General features: G+C 72.6%; 15 protein-coding genes. 6 read left to right on the top strand and 9 right to left on the bottom strand.

Translation table 11 applies throughout. The features are described from left to right. From ACIP2X_RS24775 to ACIP2X_RS24760, 4 genes are read left to right on the top strand one after another with little or no spacing between them, the layout of a single operon-like run. The gene (locus tag ACIP2X_RS24775) at nt 1–1,245 is read left to right on the top strand and encodes a ketosynthase chain-length factor (protein WP_401676532.1); all 1,245 of its coding nucleotides are present in this window, start codon (nt 1–3) and stop codon (nt 1,243–1,245) included. Between the two features lie 44 nt (nt 1,246–1,289). Next, the gene (locus ACIP2X_RS24770; RefSeq protein WP_401676531.1) at nt 1,290–1,547 is read left to right on the top strand and encodes an acyl carrier protein; all 258 of its coding nucleotides are present in this window, start codon (nt 1,290–1,292) and stop codon (nt 1,545–1,547) included. A 1-nt stretch (nt 1,548) separates the two neighbouring features. Further along, nucleotides 1,549–2,028: an SRPBCC family protein gene (locus tag ACIP2X_RS24765; RefSeq protein WP_401676530.1), complete on the top strand. Its 480-nt coding sequence runs from the start codon at nt 1,549–1,551 to the stop codon at nt 2,026–2,028. Nucleotides 2,029–2,050: 22 nt separating this feature from the next. Then, nucleotides 2,051–2,383 (top strand): TcmI family type II polyketide cyclase, encoded by a 333-nt coding sequence (locus tag ACIP2X_RS24760; protein WP_365453604.1) that lies wholly within the window; start codon nt 2,051–2,053, stop codon nt 2,381–2,383. A gap of 78 nt (nt 2,384–2,461) precedes the next feature. Here the strand turns inward: ACIP2X_RS24760 and ACIP2X_RS24755 are convergent, their stop codons facing one another. The 6 genes from ACIP2X_RS24755 to lipB form a co-directional block, all read right to left on the bottom strand. After that, nucleotides 2,462–3,508: a methyltransferase gene (locus ACIP2X_RS24755; RefSeq protein WP_401676529.1), complete on the bottom strand. Its 1,047-nt coding sequence runs from the start codon at nt 3,506–3,508 to the stop codon at nt 2,462–2,464. A gap of 43 nt (nt 3,509–3,551) precedes the next feature. Beyond that, a complete protein-coding gene (locus ACIP2X_RS24750) occupies nt 3,552–4,628 on the bottom strand; it encodes a nitrous oxide reductase family maturation protein NosD (RefSeq protein ID WP_401676528.1) in 1,077 nt (358 codons plus the stop codon). 141 nt (nt 4,629–4,769) lie between these two features. Next, nucleotides 4,770–5,471 (bottom strand): DUF4191 domain-containing protein, encoded by a 702-nt coding sequence (locus ACIP2X_RS24745; protein WP_385382244.1) that lies wholly within the window; start codon nt 5,469–5,471, stop codon nt 4,770–4,772. A gap of 50 nt (nt 5,472–5,521) precedes the next feature. Further along, nucleotides 5,522–5,722, bottom strand: a complete 201-nt coding sequence (locus tag ACIP2X_RS24740) for a hypothetical protein (protein WP_401676527.1) — start codon at nt 5,720–5,722, stop codon at nt 5,522–5,524. A gap of 283 nt (nt 5,723–6,005) precedes the next feature. Next, nucleotides 6,006–6,971: a lipoyl synthase gene (lipA, locus tag ACIP2X_RS24735; protein WP_401676526.1), complete on the bottom strand. Its 966-nt coding sequence runs from the start codon at nt 6,969–6,971 to the stop codon at nt 6,006–6,008. A gap of 97 nt (nt 6,972–7,068) precedes the next feature. Continuing rightward, nucleotides 7,069–7,866 (bottom strand): lipoyl(octanoyl) transferase LipB, encoded by a 798-nt coding sequence (lipB, locus tag ACIP2X_RS24730; protein ID WP_401676525.1) that lies wholly within the window; start codon nt 7,864–7,866, stop codon nt 7,069–7,071. A gap of 249 nt (nt 7,867–8,115) precedes the next feature. On the opposite strand from lipB, the gene ACIP2X_RS24725 reads away from it, so the two are divergent. Continuing rightward, nucleotides 8,116–9,552 (top strand): regulator, encoded by a 1,437-nt coding sequence (locus ACIP2X_RS24725; RefSeq protein ID WP_401676524.1) that lies wholly within the window; start codon nt 8,116–8,118, stop codon nt 9,550–9,552. Between the two features lie 19 nt (nt 9,553–9,571). Here the strand turns inward: ACIP2X_RS24725 and ACIP2X_RS24720 are convergent, their stop codons facing one another. Then, entirely contained in the window at nt 9,572–10,951 is a 1,380-nt protein-coding gene (locus tag ACIP2X_RS24720; RefSeq protein WP_401676523.1) for an NAD(P)/FAD-dependent oxidoreductase, read from the bottom strand. A 168-nt stretch (nt 10,952–11,119) separates the two neighbouring features. After that, nucleotides 11,120–12,016 (bottom strand): TIGR01777 family oxidoreductase, encoded by an 897-nt coding sequence (locus ACIP2X_RS24715; protein ID WP_401676522.1) that lies wholly within the window; start codon nt 12,014–12,016, stop codon nt 11,120–11,122. A 71-nt stretch (nt 12,017–12,087) separates the two neighbouring features. Here ACIP2X_RS24715 and ACIP2X_RS24710 point away from each other — a divergent pair, with 71 nt between their 5' ends. After that, nucleotides 12,088–12,576: a GNAT family N-acetyltransferase gene (locus ACIP2X_RS24710; RefSeq protein WP_401676521.1), complete on the top strand. Its 489-nt coding sequence runs from the start codon at nt 12,088–12,090 to the stop codon at nt 12,574–12,576. A gap of 22 nt (nt 12,577–12,598) precedes the next feature. Here ACIP2X_RS24710 and ACIP2X_RS24705 read toward each other — a convergent pair whose 3' ends face one another. Continuing rightward, nucleotides 12,599–13,783, bottom strand: a complete 1,185-nt coding sequence (locus ACIP2X_RS24705) for a MarP family serine protease (protein ID WP_401676520.1) — start codon at nt 13,781–13,783, stop codon at nt 12,599–12,601. Between the last annotated feature and the right edge of the window lie 231 nt (nt 13,784–14,014).

Below are 14,014 nucleotides of genomic sequence, written 5' to 3'. Positions count from 1 at the left end.
ATGAGCGAACCGCACGATCGGCGCGCGGCCGTCACCGGTATCGGGGTGGTCGCGCCCAACGGCACCACCCTTGACACCTTCTGGAAGGCCACCAAGGAAGGCCTCAGCGTCCTCGACCGGGTCACCCGCGAGGGCTGTGAGCACCTTCCGCTGAAGGTGGCCGGCGAGGTCCGCGGCTTCGACCCGGCGGCGACGATCGAGGAGCGGTTCCTCGTCCAGACCGACCGGTTCACCCACTTCGCCATGGCCGCGGCGGACTTCGCGCTGGAGGACGCACGGCTCGGGCAGGCGGACACCTCCGAGGAGCCGTACTCCATCGGGGTGGTCACGGCCGCCGGTTCCGGCGGCGGTGAGTTCGGCCAGCGCGAGCTCCAGCAGCTGTGGGGCAAGGGCAGCCGTTTCGTCGGCCCCTACCAGTCCATCGCCTGGTTCTACGCCGCGAGCACCGGCCAGATCTCCATCCGCCGCAAGTTCAAGGGCCCCTGCTCGGTCGTCGCCTCCGACGAGGCCGGCGGTCTGGACGCCCTCGCGCACGCGGCGCGTGCGGTGCGACGCGGCACCGACGTGATCGTGGCCGGTTCCACCGAGGCGCCGCTGGCGCCGTACTCGGTGGTCTGCCAGGTCGGCTACCAGGAGCTGAGCACCGTCACCGACCCGAGCCGCGCGTACCGCCCGTTCACGGAGGCCGCCTGCGGGTTCGTGCCGGCCGAGGGCGGCGCGATGCTCGTGGTGGAGGCGGAGCGGTCGGCCCGCGAGCGCGGTGCCCCCGTCCGGGCGTACGTCGCCGGGCACTCGGCGACCTTCACCGGTGCCTCCCGCTGGGCCGAGTCGAGGGACGGGCTCGCCCAGGCGATCCGGGGTGCCCTGGACGAGGCCGGCTGTGCCCCGGAGGAGGTCGACGTGGTCTTCGCCGACGCCCTCGGGGTGCCGGAGGCCGACCGTGCGGAGGCACTGGCCATCGCGGACGCCCTCGGTGCGCACGGGCGGCGCGTGCCCGTCACGGCGCCCAAGACCGGGATCGGCCGCGGCTACTGCGCGGCACCGGTGCTGGACACCGCTGCGGCGGTGCTGGCCCTGGAGCACGGCGTGATCCCGCCGACCCCCGGCGTCTTCGAGGTCTGCCACGACCTCGACCTCGTGACCGGCCGCGCCCGCGCCGCCGAGCTGCGTACGGCGCTGGTCCTCAGCAGGGGCCTCATGGGGTCGAACTCGGCGCTCGTGCTGCGGCGCGGCGACGCCGGGTGAGCCGAACACACCAGTAGCCCAGCAGCAAAGGAGGAGGAATCGCTATGAGTCACCGCATCACACTGGAAGAGCTGTCCGAGCTCATGAAGAAGGCCGCCGGAGTCACCGTCTCCCCCGAGGAGCTCCAGCAGCGGTACGACGCCGGCTTCGACGCCCTCGGCATCGACTCGCTCGGCCTGCTCGGCATCGTCGGCGAGCTGGAGAACCGGCACGGCGCCCCGATGCCCAACGACGCGGAGCGTTCCAAGACGCCCCGCCAGTTCCTCGACCTCGTCAACAGCGCACTGCCCGCGGGAGCCTGACATGGTTGGACACACCCAGAACGAGATCACCATCGCCGCGCCCGTCGACCTGGTCTGGGACATGACCAACGACGTCGCGAACTGGCCGCAGCTCTTCAGCGAGTACGCCAGCGCCGAGATCCTCTCCCAGGAGGGGAACACCACCACCTTCCGGCTCACCATGCACCCGGACGAGAACGGCAAGGTGTGGAGCTGGGTCTCCGAGCGGGACGCCGACCGCGAGCACCTCAGCGTCGAGGCCCGTCGCGTCGAGACCGGACCGTTCGCCTACATGAACATCCGGTGGGAGTACGAGGAGGTCCCGGAAGGCACCCGGATGGTCTGGACGCAGGACTTCTCGATGAAGCCGGACGCGCCCGTCGACGACGAGTGGATGACCGACAACATCAACAAGAACTCCAAGGTCCAGATGGCTCTCATCCGCGACAAGATCCAGCAGGCGGCCGCCGGGCAGCGGTCCGCCGCGGCCCTGGCCGACTGAGCCGGACGACAGGAGAAAGACCGTGCACCAGGCCCTGATCGTGGCCAAGATGGCTCCTGGTTCCGCGCCCGACATCGCCAAGGTGTTCGCGGAGTCCGACCGCGGAGAGCTGCCGCACCTCATCGGCGTCGTCCGGCGCAGCCTCTTCCAGTTCGGCGACGTGTACATGCACCTCGTCGAGTCCGAGCGCGAGCCGGGACCGGCCATCGCCAAGGTCACCTCGCACCCCGAGTTCGTGGGGATCAGCGAGCGGCTCTCCGCGTACGTCAGCGCGTACGACCCGGAGACCTGGCGGTCCCCGAAGGACGCGATGGCACAGCGCTTCTACCTCTGGGAGCGCGACGCCCGCGCCTGACCCCACCCCCGTCAGGCCACCGGTGCCGGGCCCGCGTACCACGCGGGCCCGGCACCGGCGTTCCCCGGCGGCGCTCCGCTACCCGGCGACCGTGCAGTCGAAGGCGTGCAGATGGGGGTTGACCGGCCGGACGCCGCCGACGGTCAGACCCGCCTCGGTCAGCCGCGCGGTCATGCCGGCGGTGGTGTGCTTGGCGCCGCCGACGTTCAGGAGCAGCAGCAGGTCCATCGCGGTGCTGAAGCGCATCGACGGGGTGTCGTCGACGAGGTTCTCGATGACCACGACCCGGGTGCCGGGGCCGCCGGCCTCGACGACGTTGCGCAGCAGCCTGGCCGTGGACTCGTCGTCCCACTCCAGGATGTTCTTGATGACGTAGACGTCGGCCTGGACCGGGACGGACTCACGGATGTCGCCGGGCACGATGCGCGTCCGGTCGGCGAGGTCGCCGCCCTGGCGCAGCCGCGGTACGGCGTTCTCCACCACACGCGGCAGATCGAGCAGATAGCCCCGCATCGCCGGGTACTTGTCCAGCAGGCTCGCCACCACGTGCCCCTGGCCGCCGCCGAGGTCCGCGACGGACGAGGCGCCCGAGAGGTCCAGCAGCGCGGCGACGTCGCGCGCCGACTGCTCGCTGGAGGTGGTCATCGCGCGGTTGAAGACGTCGGCCGACTCGGGGGCGTCCTCGTTCAGATAGACGAAGAACTCCTTGCCGTAGAGGTCCTCGACGACGTTGCGCCCGGTGCGCACGGCCTCGTCGAGCCGCGGCCAGGCGTCCCAGGTCCACGGCTCGGTGCACCACAGGGAGATGTCCCGCAGGCTGTTCGGGTCGTCCTCGCGCAGCAGCCGGGACATGTCGGTGTGGCAGAACGTGCCGTCCGGCCGCTCGGCGAAGACGCCGTAGCAGGACAGCGCGCGCAGCAGCCGGCGCAGCGGCTTCGGGTCGGTCTTCACCGCGGCCGCGAGGTCCTCCACGGCCATGGGGGCGTCCGTGAGCGCGTCGGCGACGCCCAGCCGGGCGGCCGCGCGGACGGCGGCGGCACACGCCGCCCCGAACACGAGCTCTCTCAGCCGCATGGACGGCGGTGGTGGCGGAGGAGCCGAGAGCTCGGGGGATGGAGCGGTCATGTGCCGCCTTCCTTCCTTGCGTGGGTGGGGCGGGTCGGTCCGGTCAGCACAGCCCCGAGGGCTTGGAGGCCCCGCAGGTGTTGGCCTCGAAGGCGTTGGCGCTCGCCTTGGCCTCCTGGTTGACGAGGTCGGCCGGCGAGTTGCTCTCCAGGCGGTTGCCGGTGATCCGGTTCCGCTCGCTGGTGACGCCCACCATGCTCTTGAACAGGACGATGCCGCCCGACAGCGGCGACTTGCCCGCGTGGCCGATGACCGTGTTCCGCGTGACCAGGCTGTTCTCGGCGCCGGTCAGGACGATGCCGGAGCCCTGGAGGAAGGGCAGCCGGGCGGTCTTCGCGCAGTACTTGTTGTTCCGCTCGACACGGTTGTCGCTGACGGTCAGGGCGCCCGCCTTCGGCTTGTTCTCGTCGCCGACGAGGAACATGCCGGCGCAGTTGCCGGTGACGTAGTTGTGGGTGACCGCGAGGTTGCGCATCCGGCGGACGGTGAGGCCGATGCGGTTGTCCTCCAGGTGGTTGCGCTCGATCACCGTGCCCTGGCTGTCCATGGCCCCGACCTCGGCCTTGACGTTGTTGGCCAGGAAGAGACCGGCGTCACCGTTGCCCCGGGCGGTGTTCTGGCGGAACACACCGCGCGTGGAGTGCTCCTGGGAGATGCCCCACTGGCCGTTGCTGTCGGCGGTCACCCGCTGCACGGTCAGGTGGTCGGTGCCGAGGGCGTACAGGCCCACCTTGGCGAACTCGGTCACCTTCAGATCGGCGATCGTGACGTCCTTGAGGGCCTTGTGCTTCGCCCCGATCACGCAGATGCCGTTGCCCGCCGCCTTGCAGCCGATGGGCGGCGTCTTGGTGCCCGGCGCCTTGGGGGCCGGCTTGATCACCGTGCGCTGGCCCATGCCGCGCAGGGTCAGTCCCGGCGTGCGCACCGTGATGCTCTCGTGGTAGGTGCCGGGGAGCACGAGCACCGTGTCGCCGGCCTGTGCGGCGTCGACCGTCTTCTGGATCGACTCGCCCGGCGTCACCACATGGATGCGGTGGGTGGCGGAGGCCGGGGCGGTACCGATGAGCGCGCCGAAGAGGGTGGTCGCGCATGCGAGATACGTGATATGGCGTTTTGTCACATCCGGAAGGCTAAGAGCGCATCACCCCATTACCGGCCCGATGCTCCGTTCGGTGGCGTGTCATCCGGCGCAGGACATGGCTGAGCCGGCGGCACCCCAGGTGCCGCCGGCTCGGTGATCCGTCGGGTCGCGCGCCGCGCCTCAGCGGGCCCTCGGCCCGCCCTTCGGCATCCGCATGCCCTTGGGCATCGGGCCCTTCGGCAGCGGCATGTTGCTCATCAGGTCGCCCATCGCACGCAGTCGGTCCGTGGTGGCGGTCACCTGCGGCCCGGTCAGCACGCGCGGCAGCTTCAGCATGGTCGTGCGCAGCTTCTTCAGCTCGACCGTGCCCTCGCCGGTGCCGACGATCAGGTCGTGCACCGGCACGTCCGCGACCACCCGGTTCATCTTCCTCTTCTCGGCGGCCAGCAGGGACTTCACCCGGTTGGGGTTGCCCTCCGCGACCAGCACGATGCCCGCCTTGCCGACGGCCCGGTGCACCACGTCCTGGCTGCGGTTCATCGCCACCGCGGGGGTCGTGGACCAGCCCCGGCCGATGTTGTCGAGCACCGCCGCGGCGGCGCCCGGCTGTCCCTCCATCTGCCCGAAGGCGGCCCGCTCGGCCCGGCGCCCGAAGACGATCGCCGTCGCGAGGAAGGCGAGCAGCAGGCCCAGGATGCCGAGATAGATGGGGTGACCGATCAAGAAACCGATCGCGAGGAAGACACCGAGGGTGACAATTCCGACTGCCGCGAGTACAAGACCGATCTTCTTGTCGGCCTTGCGGGTCATCTTGTAGGTCAGAGCGATCTGCTTCAGTCGCCCGGGGTTCGCAGCGTCCGCTGCGGTTTCCTTCCTCGCCATGCCACGAAGTCTACGTGGCCCGCGCGGCGCCTTCGACGGCAGTGCGCGACTCAGGGGCGACGGGCGAGGGCGCGCTCCACGATCTGCTGCGCCTCGATGCGGTCCTTGGCCCGGCGGCGGTCCTCCAGCACGGAGGTCCACGCGTTGCGGCGCGCGGTGCGCTGACCGCTGCTCATCAGCAGCGACTCCACCGCGCGCAGGGCGGTGGAGAAGGACGGAATGGCGGTGGCGCGAACGGGCGCGGCCTGCATGGTGGAGGTCCCCCCTCGGGAAGGCTGCGGATGCGGGTGTACGTGGTGTGAGTCCAGCGTCACTGTTTGGTGTTACCAGGGCGTGACCGACCGGTCAAACACCGATGAAGCCTTGAGGCGCGGCCCGCGAACGCGGACGCGGCCCTGACGTACGTCCCCATCTGCGAGGACGGTCAGGACCGCGTCGTATCGGTCACTACCGCCGGGTAGGCGCTTGTGCGGGAATTCACACGCTTGCCACGCGCCTGCGATGCGCCGTACGGGGCGGGCGGGTGACGCCGTGTCAGACGGCCTGGGCCGCGATGTAGGCGCCCCGCTTCTCGACGGCCATCTGGTAGAGCCGCCCGGCGCGGTACGAGGAACGCACCAGCGGGCCGGACATCACGCCGGAGAAGCCGATCTGCTCGGCCTCCTCCTTGAGCTCCACGAACTCCTGGGGCTTGACCCAGCGCTCCACCGGGTGGTGGCGCACCGACGGGCGCAGGTACTGCGTGATGGTGACCAGCTCGCACCCGGCGTCGTGCAGCTGCCGCAGCGCGTCGCCGACCTCCTCGCGGGTCTCGCCCATGCCGAGGATGAGGTTGGACTTGGTGACCAGGCCGTGGTCGCGGGCCGCGGTGATGACCTTCAGGGAGCGGTCGTAGCGGAAGCCGGGGCGGATCCGCTTGAAGATCCGGGGGACCGTCTCGACGTTGTGCGCGAAGACCTCGGGGCGGGCGGAGAAGACCTCGGCCAGCTGCTCGGGGACCGCGTTGAAGTCGGGGGCCAGCAGCTCGACCTTGGTGCGGCCCTCGGGCCGCTCCGCGGTCTGCTGGTGGATCTGGCGCACCGTCTCGGCGTACAGCCAGGCGCCGCCGTCCTCCAGGTCGTCGCGGGCGACGCCGGTGATGGTGGCGTAGTTCAGGTCCATGGTGACCACGGACTCGCCGACGCGGCGCGGTTCGTCGCGGTCGAGCGCCTCGGGCTTGCCGGTGTCGATCTGGCAGAAGTCGCAGCGCCGGGTGCACTGGTCGCCGCCGATGAGGAAGGTCGCCTCGCGGTCCTCCCAGCACTCGTAGATGTTGGGACAGCCCGCTTCCTGGCAGACCGTGTGCAGGCCCTCGCTCTTCACGAGGTTCTGCATCTTCGTGTACTCGGGGCCCATTTTCGCCCGGGTCTTGATCCACTCGGGCTTGCGCTCGATGGGGGTCTGGCTGTTGCGGACCTCCAGGCGCAGCATCTTGCGTCCGTCGGGTGCGACTGCGGACACGACCGGCTCCCTAGCGATTGATTCTTCGGCGTTCCCCAGGGTACGCCCGTTGATTTGGTGGCCGGCGGGGGTGCCGACCCGACGGGAGGCCGCCGTGTTACGCCGGCGTCCTCTCGATCTCGCGCGGCCTCAGGTCCGCGTTCTCCAGTACGTCCCTCAGATGGCGTTCGGCGACCGGGGCCACGTCCTCGATCGTGAGGTCACGGCCGAGTTCGGCCGCCAGCGAGGTCACGCCGGCGTCCCGGATGCCGCACGGGATGATGCGGTCGAACCAGGCGTTGTCCGGGTTCACGTTGAGCGCGAAGCCGTGCATGGTGACGCCCTTGGCGACGCGGATGCCGATCGCGGCGATCTTGCGGTCCTCGCGGCGCTGGCCCGCGTTGGAGGGCGCGTACTCCGGGCCGTTCAGGCGCGGGTCGAACTCGTCGTCCTGGAGGCGGGGGTCGAAGTCGAGGGAGAGTCCGCCGAGGGACGGGCGCTGTTCGACCGGGTCGCCCAGCACCCACACGCCGCTGCGGCCCGCGACCCGGGTGGTCTCCAGGCCGAACTCCGCGCAGGTGCGGATCAGCGCCTCCTCCAGACGCCGTACGTGCGCGACGACGTCCACGGGGCGCGGGAGCTTCTGGATCGGGTAGCCGACCAGCTGGCCCGGGCCGTGCCAGGTGATCTTGCCGCCGCGGTCCACGTCGATGACGGGGGTGCCGTCGAGGGGGCGCTCGTTGTCGGCGGTGCGCCGGCCCGCGGTGTACACGGGCGGGTGCTCCAGCAGCAGCACGGTGTCGGCGATCTCGTCGGCGAACCGGGCCGCGTGCACCCGGCGCTGCTCGTCCCACGCCTCCTGGTACTCGACGGCGTCCGCACCGAATCCCATACGGACGAACCGCAACTCACTCACGGCAAGCGCCTCCCTAGAAGGTCGTAAGGCACGAAAAGCGCCTACGCCACTGTACGACTGCCGGGGGTGCGTCAGCGCTGGTGGCAATCCTCACACGATCGGATGAATGAACGTCGAAGTGTGCGATCAGCTGCTCACTCTCCGCTACATTCGCGCCGTTCACGAGGCCATAAGGGCTGCTCACAGGCAATCCGGGCAGCGCGGTGGCGAAGGCCGCCGAAAGCCCGAAGGCAGGAGACCGCACCGCAGATGACGGAACGACCCGCGCAGCGCACTCCCAACCGCCAGCTCGCCGCGCTCATCGCAGAAGCGGGGTTCTCCAACGCAGGTCTCGCCCGTCGCGTGGACCAGCTCGGCCTCGAACACGGACTCGACCTCAGATACGACAAGACGTCCGTCACCCGCTGGCTGCGAGGGCAGCAGCCCCGAGGAACGACCCCGGCGCTCATCGCCGAGGTGTTCACCCGCCGGCTCGGCCGCCGGCTCACCGCCCAGGACCTGGGCCTGGACGCCTGCGCACCGGTGTACGCGGGCCTGGAGTTCGCGGCCGGCCCCGAGGAGGCCGTCGACATCGTCAGCGGTCTGTGGCGCAAGGACTCCGGCAGCCATGCCGAACTGCGCAAGATCGCCTTCACACCGGCCGGGCTGGTGGTCCCCAGCCGGGACTGGCTCATCGGCCGCGCCGACGAGCGGGTGGCCCGGGGCGAGGCACCGGCCCGGGTGCCCCTCCAGGGCCGCCCCGGGGTGCCCCAGCAGCGCGGCCGGGCCGAGCGCGGGCCCGGTCACCGGGTCACCGGCGGCGACATCGCCGCGCTCCGCTCGGTCGCCGAACTCTTCCGCACACTCGACAACGCCTACGGCGGCGGCCACGCCCGGCAGGCCCTGGTGCGCTACCTGGAGCACGAACTCGAACCGATGCTGCGGGGCAGCTACGGCGAGCAGAGCGGACGCCGGCTCTTCGCCGCCGCGGCCGACCTGACCCGGCTCGCCGGCTGGACGTCGTACGACATCGCCGCGCACGGGCTCGCGCAGCGGTACTTCGTGCAGGCGCTGCGGCTCGCGCAGGCGGCCGGGGACCGGACGTACGGGGCGTACGTGCTGGTCACCATGAGCCGGCAGGCCGTCTACCTCAGCCACGGGCGGGAGGCCGTGCAGCTCGCGCGGGTGGCCCAGCAGGGGGTGGGCGGCTCCGCGCCGCCCGTCGTCCAGGCGCTGCTGCACGCAGCCGAGGCGCGGGGGCACGGGGTGCTGGGGGAGGTGCGGGCGTGCACCGCGTCCCTCGTGCGCGCCGAGCGCGCGCTGGAGACGGCCCGGCCCGGGGACGAACTGCCCAACTGGGCACGCTCGTTCGACGAGGGGCAGCTCGCCGACGAGTTCGGGCACTGCCACCGGGACCTCCAGCAGTTCCGCGCCGCCGCGCAGCACGCCGAGCGGTCGCTGCAACTGCGGCCCGCCGGGCTCGCCCGCAGCCGGCTGTTCTGCCGCGTCGTCCTCGCCACCGCCCGCCTCGGCCTCGGCGAACTCGACCAGGCCTGCCAACTGGCCGCCGAGGCGGCCGGTCAGGCGGCGGAGATGCGCTCCGTGCGGGCGGTGGAGTACGTCAGGGACTTCGAACGCCGTCTGGAGCCGTACAAGGACGCGGCACCGGCGCGCAGTTACCGGGACAAGGTGGCGGCACTGAACTGAGGGCCGACCGGCGGGTCGGTCAGGCCGCGCGGGCCGTGGGGTGGGGGTCGGCGGTGTGGAGGGAGCCGGACGCGCCCAGGTCCGCCAGGATCGCCGTGGACGCGCGGCGGCCGGAGTGCAGGGCGCCCTGGACCGTGCTGGTGTCCCGGTGGTCGCCGCACACGTACAGGCCCGCCAGCAGCCGCACCGGCCGTCGCAGGTCGTGCGGCGGGCGCATCGCCGGGACGGCCTCGGCGGTGTGCTGCACGGCCAGCGTCTCCCAGCGGGCCGTCGACGTGCCGTACAGCCGTGCCAGATGCATCCGCACCGCCGTGTCGACGTCGTCCGGGGGGGTCCCGAGGACCGTCGACGACACCAGCGCCCGCCCGGCCGGGGCGCGCGCCGGGTCGACCGCGCTGACCACCGCCGTGTGCGCCACCGGGCCGCCCCGGTCGGCGTCCAGCAGCAGCGACGCGCCGGTCTCGGGCGGCTCGTCGGTCGTGTGGTGCACCACCGTCACCGGACGGAAGTCCGGCACCCGCAGCCCCGGCAGCAACTCGGCCGCCGTCCGCGCGTCGGTGGCCACCAGCACCGCCCGGCACCGGAACTCCCCGTGCTCGGCGGTGCTCACCGATGTCGTGGAGACATCGGTGACCCGGACCCCGGTGCGCACCGACCCCGGGGGCAGCCCGCCAGCGAGCAGCTCGGGCAGCACCTCCGCGCCCCCTTCCGGCAGGCACATCCGCCCCGCCGCGAACGCCCGCAGCGCGAGGTCGGCGCACCGGCTGGAGGTGCTCAGCTCCGGGTCGCACAGCAGCGCGGCGAGGAGCGGGCGCACGAAGCCGTCGATGGTCCGGGTGGGCAGCCCACGCGTCGCGAGGGCCTGCGCGGCGGGCAGTTCCGGACGGGCCAGCAGCCGTTCGACCGGCATCGCGCCGATCCGGGCGAGCGCGGCCCCGAGCCGCGCCTGGTCCACCGCACCGCCCAGCGGCGCACCCGCCCGGGGAGCACCGGCAAGCCCCCGTGGCCCGGCCGCCGGCCGTGGCGCCACCCTGGGGGCGCTCGCAAGGGCGCGCACCGCATGGAGTGCGCCCCTTGCGCTCCCGCCGCCCGCCGGGGCGCCCGCCCGCTGCCGGCGCCCGTCGCTGTGCAGCAGGACACCGGGGGCGAACGCGCGCAGCGCGAGGGTGTCGAGCCCCGGCGTCAGGCGCAGTTCGGGATACGACGTGAACAGGAGTTGCCCGATGCGGTCGAGCCGGAAGCCGTCCACCTTCTCCGTCGCCATCCGTCCGCCCACACAAGGGGCGGCCTCCAGCACCGTGGTCGCGATTCCTGCACCGGTCAGCCGATGCGCCGCGGCGAGACCGGCGACCCCGGCTCCCACGACGACGACGTCCGCCTGATACGCGGGCTCAAGCACGTGCCCCTCCTCGACGTTGCGCGGCCGGTGGAGAGGTCATGCCCTCAACCGGCTCCGGAGATACCCGAGTTCGGGTCGAGGTTAGGCCCGCCTCCGGTCAAGGGCAGTCGCGCATGAACAGGGCACGGTCGCACAGCGGTCGCATACGGTCAGTCCCGTCGGCACACCTCACCCGGCCGCCCGGATCGCCCCCTCGATCCCCGGGAACGCGAAGCGGAACCCCGACTCCAGCAGTCGCTTCGGCACCACCCGCTGACTGCCCAGCACGTCCCCCGCCATCTCGCCTAGCGCGGCCCGCAGCACCGGCGCCGGCACCGCGAACAGCGTGGGCCGGCGCAGCACCCGCCCCATCGCCGCGGTGATCTCACGGTTCGTCAGCGGTTCGGGAGCCGTCAGGTTGAACGGCCCGGACAGGTCCTCCCGGTCCAGCAGATGCCGGATCGCGGCGACCTCGTCGTGCAGCGAGATGAACGACCAGTACTGCCGCCCGTCCCCGAGCCGCCCGCCGAGCCCCGCGAGGAACAGCGGGAACAGCCGCCCCCAGGCGCCCCCGTCGCGGGACACCACCAGACCGGTCCGGGTGAACACCGTCCGCACCCCCGCGTCGCGCGCGGGCGCCGCGGCCGCCTCCCACTCCACACACAGCTCCGGCAGGAAACCGCTCCCCGGGGGCGCCTCCTCGTCGACGGCCCGCTCCCCGGTCTCCCCGTAGTAACCGACCGCGCTGCCGCTGACCAGGACCCGCGGCCGCCGCTCCACCGGCAGCCCGGCCACCGCCCTGGCCAGCGTCGCCGTACCGAGCACCCGGCTGTCGCGGATCTGCGCCTTGTACGCGTCGCTCCAGCGGCGGTCGCCCACCCCGGCGCCCGCCAGGTTCACCACGGCGCCGCACCCCGCGAGCCCCTCCGCGTCGACCCGCTCGGCCGCCGGGTCCCAGCGGATCTCGTCCGCCGCCCGGGGCTCCCGGCGCACCAGACGCACCACTTCGTGTCCCTCGGCGGTCAGGGACCGCACCAGGGCGCTGCCGATGAGGCCGGACGCGCCGGCCACCGCGATTCGCTCCATGCGCCCATCCTGCCCGCCGGCCGGGCCCGACGGCGGGACTGGCGCTCGTACGGCGGCCTTACAGTGACGTCATGCCGGTTCCGTACATACGCCACGCCCGACACGCGGACGAGGAGACGCTCGGGTGGCTGGACCGCCGCTGCTGGTCCGTGCTGCACTCCGTCCAGCCGCGCCCCCGGCCGCCGTACGAGCCCTTCTTCGGGGACCGGTTCGGGCCGCGCGACCACCTCGTCGCCGAACGCGCCGGAGCGGTCGTCGGCTACATCCGGCTCGGCATGCCGACCCCGCTGGAGTGCAACGCCCACGTCCGCCAGATACAGGGGCTGGTCGTCGCCGACGCGGCGCGGGGCGGCGGTGTCGGCCGGGCGCTGCTGCGGGCCGTGCAGGACGAGGCGCGGCGGCAGGGTGCCCGCCGGATCACCCTGCGGGTCCTCGGGCACAACGCCCCCGCCCGGCGGCTCTACGAGGCGGAGGGCTTCGCGGTGGAGGGCGTGCTGCCGCAGGAGTTCCTGCTCGACGGGACGTACGTCGACGACGTGCTGATGGGCCGCGCGCTCTGAGGCGCCCCGCCGGACGCGCACGTCACGACGTCACCAACTCGCCCGTGTCCACCGGGGCCGTCGCGGTCGCCGCGCGCGCCGCGTCACCGGCGACCTCCGCGGCCGTCAGGACGTACCCCGTCTCCGCGTCGGACGTGGAGCGGGCGAAGACCACCCCGAACACCTTGCCGTCCGTGGTCAGCAGCGGGCCGCCGGAGTTGCCCGGACGGACGGTGGAGCGGATCGAGTAGATCTCGCGGGTGACGTTCTCGTCGTTGTAGATGTTCTGCCCGGTCGCCCGCACCCGGTTCGCGACCGTCGCGGCCTGCAGGTCCAGCCCGCCGTCCTGCGGATAGCCGGCCACCACCGCCGCGTCCCCGCGGTCGGCGTCGTCGTCGAACTCCAGGGCGGGGGCGGGCAGTCCGGGGACATGGAGCACCGCCACGTCCTTGTCCGGGTCGAACAGCACCACCCGCGCCTCGTACGACGGCCCGACCCCGCCGATCCGGACGGTCGGCGTGTCGATGCCCGCGACCACGTGCGCGTTGGTCATCACGTGCTCGGCCGCGTACACGAACCCGCTGCCCTCACGCCCCTGGCCGTCCGCCACGCCCTCCACCTTGACCGTGCTGCGCCGCGCGGCGTCGGCGGCGCTCTGCGTGACGTTGTCCCCGGAGGGCCTTGCCACCTCGGCCGTCGACTCGCTCTCGAACGGGTTGAACACCTGCGGGAAGCCCGCCTCGGTGAGCGCGGACGTGGCCCGCGAGAACCAGGCAGGCGTGGCGTCCGGCATCGCGCCCTGCACCGCGCCGAGCAGCCGGGAGTCCCGGATCGCACCCGTCAGCAGCGGCGACGAGGACGCGGCCAGCACGCTCGCCGCCACCCACGCCACGATCAGCACGGCGACCGAGTTCGCCGCCGCCCCGCCGACCCCGTCCGCCACCCGCAGCGGCCCGCGCGCCAGTTCGCGGCGCAGCCGCAGCGCCGGCCGGCCCGCCAGCTCGTGCCCCACCACCGCGGGCACCAGCACCGTGAGCACGGCGGCCACCGTCGCCCCCGTCGTCCCCGGCGAGACCAGATCCATCACCCACGGCAGGATCCACACGCCGATCACCGCACCGCCCACGAACCCGGCGAGCGAGACACAGCCGGCCACCAGCCCGCGCCGGTAGCCGGAGCCGGCGTAGGCCAGGACCACCAGTGCCAGCACGATGTCGAGCAGGTCCACGCGGCAGCCTCTCTCCAGTCCCCGTCGGGTGCGCGCGGGTACGCGCCCCGGCACCTCCTAGTACGCGCCGTACGGGTCCGGCGATCAACCACGACCGTGGTGCCGGCCGCGAACCCGCCACGGGTGTGTACCCGGAAAACGTCACCGACCCGGACGATGGTTCCACCAGGTGGCACAGCACACATCGCGGACGGACCGGACCGGCCCGACAGTGGGTCCATGCGTGTCCTG

This window comes from Streptomyces sp. NPDC089424 (assembly GCF_044749345.1).
Classification (GTDB): Bacteria; Actinomycetota; Actinomycetes; order Streptomycetales; family Streptomycetaceae; genus Streptomyces.
Note: the sequence above shows the minus strand (reverse complement) of the source record. Positions and strands in the feature narration are given on the sequence as shown.